Raw genomic sequence first — 12,661 nt, forward strand, 5'->3', positions numbered from 1 at the left:
CGGATTCAGCGGCCTAATTCAGCAGGAGAAGCTGTGAGTTTTTCTTAATGAAAGGAGAGTAGCCCGTGATTATTGATACACATTGTGATGCGTTATTAAAGCTGTGGGAGCAGCCGAACCGCTCCTTTTTCGATGCTGCTGAAATCGATACGAACGCCAGCCGGCTGAAAGAGGGGAATGTCAAGGTTCAGCTATTTGCGATCTTTGTCGAGCCATGGATCAAGCAGGAGCAAAAATTTCAGGTTGTGCTTGAGCAAATTTCGCTTTTTCATGAGAAGATCATTTCCCCTTATCCGTTCATGCGCCATTTGACAACATGGAGTGAGCTGGATGACCTGCAGGAGGGCGAAATAGGGGCGGTATTGACGCTGGAAGGACTCGATCCGATCGGCGATGATTTGACGAAGCTGTCGATTCTGCTGCAGCTTGGCGTACTGTCTGTCGGCTTAACCTGGAATCAGGCCAATCTCTGTGCGGACGGCGTCGGCGAGCCACGCGGGGCCGGACTCTCCCTGCTCGGCAAAGAGGTGGTCGAGCTTCATAATAAGAGACGAATATTGACGGATGTCTCGCATTTAAGCATCCAGGGATTTTGGGATGTGATCGAGTTGGCTGATTATCCAATTGCCAGTCATTCCAATGCCTATAAGCTGTGCGCACATCGCCGAAACCTGCTGGACGAACAAATTAGCGCTCTTGTTAAGCGTAACGGCTTTATCGGACTTGTCTTCCACCCGCTCTTTCTGACAGAGAAGGAGCAGGCGACGATTGACGATGTCCTGCGTCATGTTGAGCATATGTGTGAGCTCGGGGCAAGCCGTCATATCGGCTTCGGCTCGGATTTTGACGGGATTGATGTCTATGTCGATCAATTGAAGCATAGCGGGCACTATGGTAAACTGGTCAATGAATTGGAAAAGCACTATTCTGCGACAGTTGTCAAAGGGTTTCTCGGGGATAACTTCAGAAGAACGGTTCCAAAATAAAACGAGCATAAAGTGAGGTGGAACAGCGTTGAATATTACAGATAAAGCGCGCGACTTTGTGAAAAGCACGATGGAAGAGCACGGAATCTCTACAATCCGGGTCGTTTTCGCAGGCATGGGCTGAGGAGGCCCGAAGCTTGGACTGGCTCTGGATGAGCCGGCAGAAACCGATGTAAGGGAAACGATTAACGGGATTGAAGTGGCGATAGAAGCAGGAGTGGTGGAGAGTGTCCGGACAGTTACTCTTGACTACCAGGAAACAGACGGTGGTGGCGGTCTTGTCATTGTCGGACAAGATCAATGCTAACAGATAACCCGCGCAACTGAATGAGAGCAGTGAGATGAAACGATCGCTCTTGCGCAATCTCTGTACCGAAGGCGGCTGCTTCCTATAGATTCTGATCAGCAGGTTGCAGCCTCAGAGTTCTTTCACTGCCTTAAGCCCGGGGAAAAGGTGCAAGTCAACCTTTATCCCGGGTTTTTTCTTCTTTTCGGTCAGTGGAATCAGCTGGCGGTTGAAAATTTACACAGTTTTTGAAAGTGTTATACACCCCTTTCTACCCGCAGTGGAATAACAAGGTTTTTCGCGTCTTCTTTCTTTCATATATTTTCATAATAATGGTGATCAAGTCTGCAGACGTTGGAGGAAGCCATTGTTCGCGGTGTAAGGAGATGTCATTTGTGTTACAATAACTAAAGGTTTTTGATAAGGAAGGGGATTGAGAAAAATATGAAAAAGATGTTTATGATTTTTGGGACTGGCCTACTGGCTCTCAGTCTTGCAGCATGCGGGGGAGAGTCAGATCAGCAAGCTGATACCCCGGAAGGAGAAGCAACCGAGACCGATCAACAGGCTCCAGACAGTGAGGAAGTTGCACAGGATCCTCAGTCAGTCCTTGATACGGAGAACATACCCGACGTCATTGCAACAGTAAATGGCGAGGATATCAATAAGGATATTTATGTCGCTTCCTTGGAGCAGCAGGCCAACCTGCTATTAGCACAAGGAATTGAGCTTGAAAGCGAAGAAGCGGCCGGCTATCTTGAAATGCTGGAAGAACAGCTGCTGCAGCAAATTATTAATGAACGCATGATTATTCAGGCAGCTGATAATGAAGGAATCGAAGCAACGGATGAAGAAATTGATGCCGAGCTTGATTTGATTACGTCACAATTTGAATCTGAGGAGCAGCTTCAAGAGACTCTTGATGAGCAAGGTGTCACGATGGAAGAACTGCGGGCGGACATTTCCGATTTTGTGAAGCGTGATAAGTATGTTGAAGCCCACACAACGGCCGAGGAAGTATCGGATGAAGAGCTTCAGGCTGCTTACGATGAAATGGTGGAAATGGCCGGTGAAGGCAGCAGCGAGCTACCAGCGTTCGAAGATTACCGCGAAGAGCTTCAGGCTCAGCTGCAAAGCGAAAAGCAGCAGGAACAGCTTTCGCAAATCATTGAAGATTTACGGGAAGAAAGCGACATTACGATTCATATTTAATACAAAGGGCTGGGATGAGAGGGGTTTTCCCTTTTGCCCAGCCCCTAAGCAATGAGCATGAGCGGAACCTCCACTCTCTTTTAAAGCCCGTTATGAAAAAGCTGCTGAAAATGTACGAGTTTCACTTTTTCAGCAGCTTTTTCAATAGAAGTTAAAATGATTGACAAAAAAATATATTTGTGCTATAATTTACAAATTTTAATTTATCTTATATAATGAGATTCTCTTGGCCGAGGGGAATCTTATTTTTTGTGGGGAGGAAGTTGGTATGAAAGAGAATGAGTCCAGTTTAACTTCTTTAGTGGCAGCTTTTGGACGAGCCTACCATAGTAAATATGACTCGCCAAAAATTTTCAATGATTTTATGGCCATAAAATTAATTTCACCAAAAGAGTATCAAAACATAAAAGAGAATATGGTTAAAGGCATTCCGTTCTTTAACAGAGAAATTGCGGAAAAGTTTAAGGATAATCCAGATGAAATAATAAAATGGATAACGCAAGTACAGTTATCACCAACGCCTTTGGCGCGTGCAGCGTATTGTGAAAATGTTCTCCTAAATGAATTTAGTTTAGGGGTTAAGCAATATGTCATACTTGGGGCAGGATTAGATACGTTCTCTTTACGGTATCATGAATTGGAAAACACTGTTGAAATTTTTGAAATTGATTATCCAACAACACAGTCGTTTAAAATCCAAAGGTTGGATGAAGTTAGGTTGAAAATACCGAGTAATCTTCATTTTATTCCAATGGATCTCACAAAAATGTTTTCGTATGAAAAACTATTTGAAAAGAGCTTTACGTATAAAAAAACATTTTTTAGTTTACTGGGAGTCTCATATTATTTAACGAAAGATGAACTTTCCAACTTACTAGAGTATTTATTTGATAAAGTTCCACCTGGTAGCTCTATTGTTTTTGACTATGCCGATGAAAGACTTTTTAAGGAAAAAGGGCTTTCCAACAGAGTTGAAAACATGGTGAAAATGGCTGCAGCTGGAGGAGAGCCGATGAAAGCTTGTTTCTCATTTTCAGAAATGGAGAAAATGTTAGAGAAAGCAGGGTTGCTAATTTATGAGCATTTATCTCCTACAAAAATTAAAGAGCGTTTTTTTAACAATCGAAATGATTATTTAACTGCGTTTGAAACAATTCATTACATTCATGCGGTAAAAAAACAATGATCTAAAATCAAGAAAAAACGGGACAGAAGTAAAATTTATGAAGCAGAGTATGGCAACGGCTTTGAGCTTAGATAAAAGGTAAAAGCTGATATGTTTACCTTTTGTTTCAAGTTTTTTTATTTCAAGTAGTTCGTGCAGAACCAGAGCCTCTTTTATTTTTTTATTTAAATTATTTTATGTTACAAGAGCTGTTATGGAAGAACACATCAGGGCAGTTAAAAAAACAGCTCCATCACGTCGCGCTTATAAAGCGATTTTGTAATAGGTCGATTCCCGCCACTTTTTTCCTCTATTTTCGAAAAATTAAACTTGCCCGATGTTACTAGCTCTTATACACTAGAGGTATCAATACTATTCGTTTCGTCTTAGGAATAAAGGCGCAATCGCCGAGGCGGACATGAGTGATGGAGGAGTAGCCGAATGCAGTTGAACAATAACGGGATTTTGCTGGAAAGCGGTACGAATGAACTGGAAATCGTAATGTTTAAAGTCGCTCAAGGCACATTTGGAATTAATGTATTAAAGGTGAGAGAAATTATTAATCCTTTGCCGATTACCGACACTCCAAATGGACATGAGCATGTGGAAGGCGTCATCCGTTTGCGGCAGGAGGTTATTCCGGTCGTTGATTTGGCAAAAGTGCTTAACTTACCCGCATCGGAGGAACCGGATCAGGATAAATTTATCATTTCCGAGCTAAATAAGATGAAAGTCGCGTTTCACGTTCATAGCGTATCAAGAATCCACCGGATTTCCTGGGAACAGATCGATAAGCCGAGCGAGCTCGCCCAGGGACACTTAAGCCATACGATCGGCATCGTGAAACTGGAGGATGAGATGTCCCTTTTGCTTGATTTCGAAAAAATTGTCGTCGATATTAACCCTGATACAGGATTGAGTGTTGATCGTGTAAAAGCGATGGGGGTACGGGAACGGTCAGCGAAACTGATTTGCATTGCCGAGGATTCTGCTGTGCTGAGAAAGCTGCTTTCTGATACGTTGTCCGAGGCGGGTTACACGAATTTGATGTTTTTTGAAAACGGAAAAATGGCCTGGGAGTTCCTTGAAGAGCAGGCGCTCGCGGGAAAGGACGCTGTTGCCGGCGCAATTGATCTCCTTATTACGGATATTGAAATGCCACAGATGGACGGACATCACCTAACATTGCGTTGCAAAGCCAATCCGCAGCTCCAGCACGTTCCCATTGTCATTTTTTCTTCTTTGATTACAGACGACTTGTTTCATAAAGGAGAGAAAGTGGGCGCGGATGCGCAGATCAGCAAGCCGGAAATTGTTCAGCTTGTGGAGAAAATCGATGAACTTCTCGCTGAAAGTCACGCACAGCCTACAGCCTGATTGGCAGTGGTTCAACGAAAAAGGAACCGGGTTAAAAGGAGCAATTTCCATTTAAACCGGCTTCTTTTTTTGCATTTGCTTCAAGCTCTCGTGCTGTTCTTTTGTCAGCAGTCCCAGCTTAAGAAGCAGCAATCCGTAAAAGTTTGTTTTATTCATCGCGATTCTCCTTCTCTTGTGTAGAGGATTACGATATTTTATTCACTAAGGCCATAAAAGTTTCCAAGGGGAAACTTTTATGGCCTTATGCCTGTTTGTGTTTTTTTAGACAGTCTGGTGATAAATTGATATGATAATTATGAAGGAAGTGAGTGAAATGAACATTACGATTACAAAGCCGGCATTGCAATGGTTTAAAGATGAATTTTCCTTTGCAGACGAAGGAAAACATTATATTCGCTTATTTGCCCGTTATGGCGGATGCGGTTCGATCCAAAGCGGTTTTTCGTTAGGAATTACACAGGAGCCTCCAGCTCAAATAGGGGCCGAGACTACTGTAGATGGGATTATATTCTATATAGAAGAAGCCGATATTTGGTATTTTAACGACCACGATGTAACGATAAAATATAGCCGCAAGCTCGATGAAATTGAATTTGTCCATCAAAAGTCAGAAGGCTAAGCGGTGAAAAGATGAAAAACATGGCGCAGCACGGCCGGAGCATTGACGTCCAAGGCGATGCGTGGATAAGGCCCCGGCGGCTGCTCTGAAAGTGGACGCATATCAGCCACCGTCATTCCTCTGCTTAATCCTTCCGCTGTAATAATGGCGACGCGATAATGGCTGTACGTGAACAAGGAAGGTTCAGCGAGCGCGACGAGGGTTAGTAAATCATGAACCGGAATTGTCATCGAGCCATTTTCCTGACTGTTGAAGCGCTGATAAAACTCGGCGAGCCGCCGTATGAGCGGATTGGCTCCTGCTGCTTCCATCTCAAAGAAAAATTCGGGCGGATAAAGAACCTCATTCGTGACATTTAACGGAATCATTGTGAGATTGGCAGCCTGCTGGACGACAATTTTGGCGGCGGCCGGATCGTCGTAAATATTTGCCTCGGCGAAGGGAGTAATATTTCCCGGCACAGAAAAAGCTCCTCCCATGAGATGAAATTCCTTTATCCGCTTCATCAAAGCAGGATAAAGTAAAAAAAGTGCAGCTAATGTGGTCAGGCGCCCGAGTGTGACAATGGTAAGCTCTTCGGCGTGCTGATCAAGCAGTGGAATGAGCTGGTCAATGTTTTCGGCCGGTTGTTCCGTGATTAAAAAAGGGTGTAAATCGCCCAATCCGTAAGGGCCGTGGATCGTCGGCTGAACATCCGGCGCTTCGCCGGTAATTGGACGCTCCGCCCCGGTAAATACCGGTATGTCGCTCCTTCCACCTTCATGTAATAAATAGATGCTGTTGCTGACGGCGTACCGGCGAAACGTGTTGCCGTATTCGGCGACAACAGCGAGAATATCGAAGGATGGCTGGCGCAACGCATAGAGCAGGGCAATAGCGTCATCAATGCCGGGATCGGCGAAAAGAATGATTTTTTTCATGCGATCACCTTATGTTTTTTCTTTTTTAGTGTATGTGATTGCCGTGCTATTTAGTCGGTTGAAAAGAGGAAGGAGGGAACGGAATGAACGAAATGAACGAAGAAAAAGATAAGGACCGCTACGAGAAAGCGACCTTTGCCGGAGGCTGCTTCTGGTGCATGGTCAGTCCGTTTGAAGAGCAGCCGGGAATTATCGCAGTTGAATCGGGCTATATGGGCGGTCATATTGAACAGCCAAGCTATGAACAAGTAAAAGCAGGGAACAGCGGTCATTATGAAGTCGTGCAAATTACCTTTGATCCGAAGCTGTTTTCTTATCAAAAGCTGCTTTCCCTCTATTGGCCACAAATTGATCCGACCGATCCGGACGGTCAGTTTGCTGATCGCGGGCCGCAATACCGCACCGCGATTTTTTACCATACAGCCGAGCAAAAACGGTTGGCGCAAGCTTCAAAGGAAGACATCGCGGCGAGCGGACGTTTTAAAAAACCGATCGTGACGCAAATAAAAGAAGCGGCCCCCTTTTACCGGGCAGAGGACTATCACCAGCAATTCCATAAGAAAAAACCGGCCGAATATAAACAGGACCGTGCGCAGTCCGGGAGAGATGAATTTATTAAGGAAAACTGGCGCTAGGCGGACGGCAGTCGCTGCTATTGGGATGTGTCAAAAGAAAACGCCGTTTTCTTTTGACACATTTCCTCTTTATTCTCACACTTGGACAAGTTATTCAGTATATAATATTGTAAGCGCATACAAAACAAAGTTCGACATATTTCATCATTGTGTAAAAATCTATTAAAATATCGTAAAAACTCTTACAAATCTATTTAAAATTTGGTATGATAGAAATAATAGAATTATCAGACATCTAAGGAGGGGAGCACAGTGAAGAAATTGGTAAAGAAATTTACACTTTGGGCAAGCATTGTTTCCTTAACCGGGATCGTTTGCGCCTTAATTGTTATTATTTCCGTTCATTTCTGGATGCATACGGAAGCGGGGAAGGTTCCACCTAAAACAGCTGTGCTCCTCCATGCCGTTCATCATAATCTTGTCACCCCGGATATGAAAGCCCCGAGCTTCTTTTCCCAAGGCGGCAAGCCCAGCTATACAAGTCAAATGATTGACATTCCTGTATCTGATGGCAGTAAAATCGAAGCAAAGATGTACCAGCCCCTGCAGGAAGGACCTCATCCGATTATTCTCTACTATCATGGCGGGGCCTTTATGGAAGGCTATGGCAGCATTCATACACACGATAACATCGTCCGCTCTTTAGCAGCGCGAACAAACAGTATTGTTATTGCCGTCGGCTACCGCGTGGCACCGAAACATCCGTTCCCGACAGCGATTGAAGACAGCTATGACGCGCTCGTATGGGCGGAGTCCCACGCGGATGAAATCAATGGAGATCCAACGAAAATAGCAGTTGTTGGTGACAGTGCCGGTGGCAATATTGCGACAGTTGTCTCTCTGATGGCCCGCGATCGGCAGGGACCTGCTATAACGGCGCAGGCTTTGCTTTATCCGCTGACAACTTTTCAGGATATCGAATTCGATTCACGTCTGAAGTATGATAGTGGCTACTATCTCTTGTCGCGAAATGTCATGCTTAGAGCGCGGGATACGTATACGCCGGACCAGGCAATGTGGAAGCTGGCATACACGTCGCCACTTGAAGCGGAGGATTTGTACCAGCTGCCGCCGGCGTTAGTCATTACGGCTGAGTTTGATCCGCTCCGGGACGAGGGAGAAGCATATGCCGAGCGATTAGCTGAGCATGGCGTGCCCGTCGAGGCGATTCGCTATAATGGTGTGATGCATGGCTTCATTTCCTTTTATGAGGTGATGTACCGCGGCAACCACGGATTAAGTGAAACGGCAAAGTTTTTACACAACTCTTTTGAAGCGGAGCCGCAATATGAGCCATATAAGCTCCAAGTGTTTAACGGGACGAAAGGGACCCCGCAGTTGCGGGATCAGGTGGAAGCCTATGCGATCGGCAGCTTTTTGCTTGGCAAGCAGGCGCTGTCCTTCTTAAGTCCCGAGTATGCTTCAGGCGAAAACCGGGTTCCGTAAATGTCCCGGAATGCATCAAAAGGGAATCGCAGCCCCTTTGATGCATTTTTTGCGTAACATGTGTCCGGGAATTCAAGCAGAAGAAACGCCACGCGGTTTTCTTACTGCTGAGCCCGTTTTATGAACATTTGCTCGTCCTCGATCAGTCCGCAGGTCGCACATTGCACTTTAAGCTGCGGCCCCCGGTAAGGAAGATGAAAAGGACCGGCCTCGCCCGCGTCATAAGACTCCAAAATGTCACCGCTTTGCGCATCAATTTTGACCGGTGTTGCGACCTGCTCAATTAAGTTGAAGCGTGAGCGGTTTGTTTTGCAGTTTGGACAAAGATATGGATGTGTCATAAAATCCCTCCTTATGATGAAGCTGCTGAAAAAGGATGATTTTCACTTTTTTAGCAGCTTTTTAGTCATGAGCGTAGCCGTTGCCTGGTTTTGAAAGCCTTGCTACGAGCGGGTTTGTCGAAGCAAGGCGCGCAACGTGCGGAGCCATTACTCTTCTTCGAGTTAGGAAAAAGGATGATTTTCAGTGGCCTCCTTACGATTAGTATTTCCTGTTTTTTTTTCTTCATCGGCAGATTACTCGACAAATCACTATTTCTCACATAAAATGACGACATATCATTCAGGACGATGAGAGGGAGGAGTGAAGAAGATGAAAGAGTTTCATCATGCGCACAACATTCATGTTGGGCAGGTAGTTTTGAAAATTAGCGATTTACAGCACTCCTTAAAATTTTATCAAGAGGTGATCGGCCTCCGCGTCTTACACGAAGAAGCAGACCGGGCGACGCTTACCGCTGACGGACTGTCGCCATTGCTTATCCTTGAACAGCCGGAACATGTCACGAAAAAGCATGGACGGACGACAGGCTTGTATCATTTTGCTCTGCTCGTGCCATCACGTCGCGATTTAGCGGATCTGTTTCGCCATTTACTGGAGGTGAAATGGCCCTTACAGGGAGCGGCCGATCATTTCGTAAGCGAAGCGATTTATCTGGCTGATCCGGATGGCAATGGAATTGAAATTTACAGCGACCGCCCGTCTGAGACATGGAAGTGGGAGAAGGACCAAGTGCAGATGGCGACGGAGCCGCTTGATTATCAACATCTTTTGTCAGAAGAAGCAAAGGAATGGAGCGGAATTAGCGAACAGACAATCATCGGCCATATTCATCTTCATGTGGCGGAATGGCAGGAGACGGAAAAGTTTTATTGTGAGGGGCTCGGGTTCGAAGTGGTTTGTCGTTACGGAACGCAGGCACTTTTTGTTTCAACCGCCCGCTATCACCATCATATCGGCTTAAATACATGGAACGGGCTCGGCGCGCCTGCTCCCGCGCCGGAAAGCACCGGCCTCCGCTATTTCACGCTCATTCTGCCGAGCGCGGAAGAGAGAACGGCGGTCGTCCAGCGCCTTCAGTCACTCGGTTTCCCGGTTACGGAGCTTGATGATCGCGTTGCTGTGGAGGATCCTTCAGGGACGGCAATCCACCTTCTTACATACGGAGAGAAAGTCGTTTAATCGAATACAGTCAAGGGTAAAAAGAGGTATGCGACTCAAGTAAGAAAGGAGTGGTCACATGCCTCTGACTGCCGAGCAGGAGAAACGGAAGCTTCCACCAAAGCATCGGAAGGATGAGAAGCGGGCCGAGGAAAATGAGCGCTTTGAAAAGCTGTTAAATAAGCTGGAAGAGATGACCACAAACGGCCGCCTGAAGGACATGGCCTATCACTTTACGAACAAAAAAGAGGTGATTAAGGTCAATTTGCTCGCCGGCATTTCGCGCGGAGTCGGACTGACGATCGGCACAGCTCTGTTTATTGCCCTGCTCGTTTTTCTGTTAAGCCAGATGATTTCTTTGCCGGTTATCGGGGAATCAATCGCTAATTTACTTGAAATTGTGGAACAATATCGAGAATGATAACGACAAACATTGAGGTGATTGGATGGATTGGTTAGGGATTGGAGTATTTATTATCGCGCTTGGATTTGCTGTATTGGTCGGATTTCTCATCCCGGTTTTACGCAAGCTGACAAACACGCTTGACAAGACGGCGACGACTGTCGCCCAAGCCGAGAAAACATTGCAGGATGTCACAAGCGAAACGAAGCTTGTCTTATATAATACAAATGAGACATTGATCGACATCAACCATAAAGTCGCGAAGCTCGACCCGGTATTCGACATCGTCGAAGAAGCGGGAAAAGCCGCCCATCATCTGACGTCGACTGTTTCGGCTTACACGTTTGAGCGCAGTGAGCAGGCGAAAGCGGGAATCGACGCAGCTGAACGGAAAAATGTTAAAGGGTTGATGAAGTCGATCGCCTTCCTCTACTATTTACGCAAAGCAAATAAAGCGAGAACAGAGAAAAAAACCGCCGCGCTCTCCTAAACGGAAATAAGAAGAGGTCACCCCGCAAGCGTAAAATTATCTTGCGGGGTGGCCTTTTTGAACGCCATCGTTTACTAAAAGGATCCGCTTTGCAAGAAGGAGGGCTCCTTCTTGCAAAGACTGTGCCGAAGACATGTAAACGCAAAGCGCAGATGTTGCTCTCCACTGCGGGATTACGGCAAAATTTAAAACGCCCAGTTTCCGTTACGGAAAATTGGCTCGCGCTTGCCGTCCTCGTAGACGCCGTCAATGTTCATATCGGCTTCTCCGATCATGAAATCGACATGAGTCAGGCTTGTATTCAAGCCGCTTTTCTCCAGCTCTTCTTTGCTCATTTCCTTCCCGCCTTCAATGCAGAACGCATAGGCGCTGCCCAGCGCGAGATGGTTCGAAGCATTTTCGTCAAAGAGCGTGTTGTAAAAAATAATATTCGTGTCAGAAATCGGCGAGCGATGCGGGACAAGCGCGACCTCACCGATGTAACGGGCCCCTTCGTCCGTGTCGAGCAGCCGCTTCAACGTTTCATAGCCTTCCTCGGCTTTAAAGTCGATTACTTTGCCGTCTTTAAACGTTAACGAAAAATTATTAATCAGCGTGCCGCCGTAATTCAACGGTTTTGTACTTGACACCGTGCCGTTGACGCCGGTCTTTTTCGCCGAGGTAAACACTTCCTCTGTCGGCATGTTGGCGACGAACGGAATCCCTTCCTTGTTGACGCTGCCGCCGCTGACCCAAATATGAGTTTCCGGCAGCTCAATCACGAGATCCGTTCCTTCCGCCATGTAATGCAAGGCATGATAGTGCTTGTCATTTAAGGCATGCATTTTCTCATCCAATGTGGCGAGGTGCGTTTGCCATGCCTCGACCGGGTCAGCCTCGTTAATCCGCGTTGCTGCAAAAATGGCATCCCACAGCTTATTGACCGCTTCTTCCGTCGTGGCGTCCGGGAAAACCTTTTTCGCCCAGCCTTCAGACGGAACACCGACAATCGACCAGCTGATTTTGTCGGACGTAATGTAGGAACGGAAGCCCTCCATTGCTTTTCCGCTCGCTTTATTGGCGTTGGCGACACGCTCCGGATCGACATCCTTTAACAGGTCGGGATCGGAGCCGGTAATGCTTAAAAAAGCTGCCCCGTTCGCCGCAAGCTCTTCATACCCTTTCGCGATCCATTCCGGATATTCATGAAAGGCATCGTCAGGAGCAAGCTCATATTTTGTCTTAATCAGTGCTTCGTCGCTCCAGTCGACATGCACATGTTTTGCTCCGGCCTGATAGGCCTTTTTGGCGACGGCGCGGACAAGCTCGACGGCTGTCAGCGGCGTGCGGACGACCAATGTTTGACCTGGCTGAATATTAACGCCGACTTTAACAGCGAGCTCGGCGTACTTTTCAATCTTTTCCTGAAAGCTGCTCATATTCATTCCTCATTTCTGTATCATATCTGTCATGATGATTTTACCAAAAATTTCACGAAAGGCAAAAGGATAGCCGCGGGCGGGTCATCTATGCTATGATTAAGGCTGAATGAAATCAAGAGGTTCGCAAACTCCCTCTATAAAAAACTATGCTGAAACTGTGCCTTGTACAGTTTTCTTGTTATGTCCGGATTTGTTCCTGAT

14 protein-coding genes and 1 riboswitch are annotated in these 12,661 nt (G+C 46.3%); of the genes, 11 read left to right on the forward strand and 3 right to left on the reverse strand.

From position 1 onward, the window contains the following. Positions 1-65: 65 nt before the first annotated feature. The 6 genes from ABMB67_RS00735 to ABMB67_RS00760 all read left to right on the forward strand — a co-directional run bounded on the left by ABMB67_RS00735 (position 66) and on the right by ABMB67_RS00760 (position 5,645). A complete protein-coding gene (locus tag ABMB67_RS00735; protein WP_354570803.1) occupies positions 66-986 on the forward strand; it encodes a dipeptidase in 921 nt (306 codons plus the stop codon). A gap of 28 nt (positions 987-1,014) precedes the next feature. After that, positions 1,015-1,293: a hypothetical protein gene (locus ABMB67_RS00740; protein ID WP_354570804.1), complete on the forward strand. Its 279-nt coding sequence runs from the start codon at positions 1,015-1,017 to the stop codon at positions 1,291-1,293. A gap of 423 nt (positions 1,294-1,716) precedes the next feature. Beyond that, positions 1,717-2,484 (forward strand): SurA N-terminal domain-containing protein, encoded by a 768-nt coding sequence (locus ABMB67_RS00745; RefSeq protein WP_251225076.1) that lies wholly within the window; start codon positions 1,717-1,719, stop codon positions 2,482-2,484. A 268-nt stretch (positions 2,485-2,752) separates the two neighbouring features. Next, entirely contained in the window at positions 2,753-3,670 is a 918-nt protein-coding gene (locus ABMB67_RS00750) for a class I SAM-dependent methyltransferase (protein ID WP_251225075.1), read from the forward strand. A gap of 420 nt (positions 3,671-4,090) precedes the next feature. Beyond that, complete coding sequence (locus ABMB67_RS00755; protein ID WP_251225074.1) at positions 4,091-5,026, forward strand: chemotaxis protein; 936 nt, start codon at positions 4,091-4,093, stop codon at positions 5,024-5,026. Positions 5,027-5,312: 286 nt separating this feature from the next. Beyond that, positions 5,313-5,645, forward strand: a complete 333-nt coding sequence (locus tag ABMB67_RS00760) for a HesB/YadR/YfhF family protein (RefSeq protein ID WP_354570805.1) — start codon at positions 5,313-5,315, stop codon at positions 5,643-5,645. On the opposite strand, the gene ABMB67_RS00765 is transcribed toward ABMB67_RS00760, so the two are convergent. Further along, the gene (locus tag ABMB67_RS00765) at positions 5,642-6,565 is read right to left on the reverse strand and encodes a nucleoside hydrolase (protein ID WP_354570806.1); all 924 of its coding nucleotides are present in this window, start codon (positions 6,563-6,565) and stop codon (positions 5,642-5,644) included. The genes ABMB67_RS00760 and ABMB67_RS00765 overlap by 4 nt on opposite strands. A gap of 83 nt (positions 6,566-6,648) precedes the next feature. Between ABMB67_RS00765 and msrA the strand changes: the two genes are divergently transcribed. Both msrA and ABMB67_RS00775 read left to right on the forward strand, forming a co-directional pair. Further along, positions 6,649-7,200, forward strand: coding sequence for a peptide-methionine (S)-S-oxide reductase MsrA (gene msrA, locus ABMB67_RS00770; protein ID WP_354570807.1), 552 nt, complete (start codon positions 6,649-6,651; stop codon positions 7,198-7,200). 261 nt (positions 7,201-7,461) lie between these two features. Then, positions 7,462-8,646 carry an alpha/beta hydrolase gene (locus ABMB67_RS00775; protein WP_251225082.1) on the forward strand — a complete coding sequence of 395 codons (1,185 nt, stop codon included), beginning with the start codon at positions 7,462-7,464 and terminating at the stop codon, positions 8,644-8,646. A 101-nt stretch (positions 8,647-8,747) separates the two neighbouring features. Here ABMB67_RS00775 and ABMB67_RS00780 read toward each other — a convergent pair whose 3' ends face one another. Further along, entirely contained in the window at positions 8,748-8,987 is a 240-nt protein-coding gene (locus ABMB67_RS00780; protein ID WP_251225070.1) for a DNA alkylation repair protein, read from the reverse strand. Positions 8,988-9,297: 310 nt separating this feature from the next. Here ABMB67_RS00780 and ABMB67_RS00785 point away from each other — a divergent pair, with 310 nt between their 5' ends. The 3 genes from ABMB67_RS00785 to ABMB67_RS00795 are packed head-to-tail and all read left to right on the forward strand — an operon-like array spanning position 9,298 to position 11,039. Beyond that, a complete protein-coding gene (locus ABMB67_RS00785; RefSeq protein WP_354570808.1) occupies positions 9,298-10,167 on the forward strand; it encodes a VOC family protein in 870 nt (289 codons plus the stop codon). 58 nt (positions 10,168-10,225) lie between these two features. Next, positions 10,226-10,567, forward strand: coding sequence for a DUF5665 domain-containing protein (locus ABMB67_RS00790; RefSeq protein WP_251225068.1), 342 nt, complete (start codon positions 10,226-10,228; stop codon positions 10,565-10,567). A gap of 25 nt (positions 10,568-10,592) precedes the next feature. Then, on the forward strand, positions 10,593-11,039 hold the full coding sequence (locus tag ABMB67_RS00795; protein WP_251225067.1) for a DUF948 domain-containing protein: 447 nt from the start codon (positions 10,593-10,595) through the stop codon (positions 11,037-11,039). 185 nt (positions 11,040-11,224) lie between these two features. On the opposite strand, the gene ABMB67_RS00800 is transcribed toward ABMB67_RS00795, so the two are convergent. Further along, a complete protein-coding gene (locus tag ABMB67_RS00800; RefSeq protein WP_354570809.1) occupies positions 11,225-12,457 on the reverse strand; it encodes an aminopeptidase in 1,233 nt (410 codons plus the stop codon). A gap of 113 nt (positions 12,458-12,570) precedes the next feature. Beyond that, a riboswitch (PreQ1 riboswitch) is annotated at positions 12,571-12,614 on the forward strand. The last annotated feature ends 47 nt before the right edge of the window (positions 12,615-12,661 follow it).

This window comes from Halalkalibacter oceani, from assembly GCF_040544555.1.
GTDB classification, from domain to species: Bacteria; Bacillota; Bacilli; order Bacillales; family Bacillaceae_D; genus Halalkalibacter; species Halalkalibacter oceani.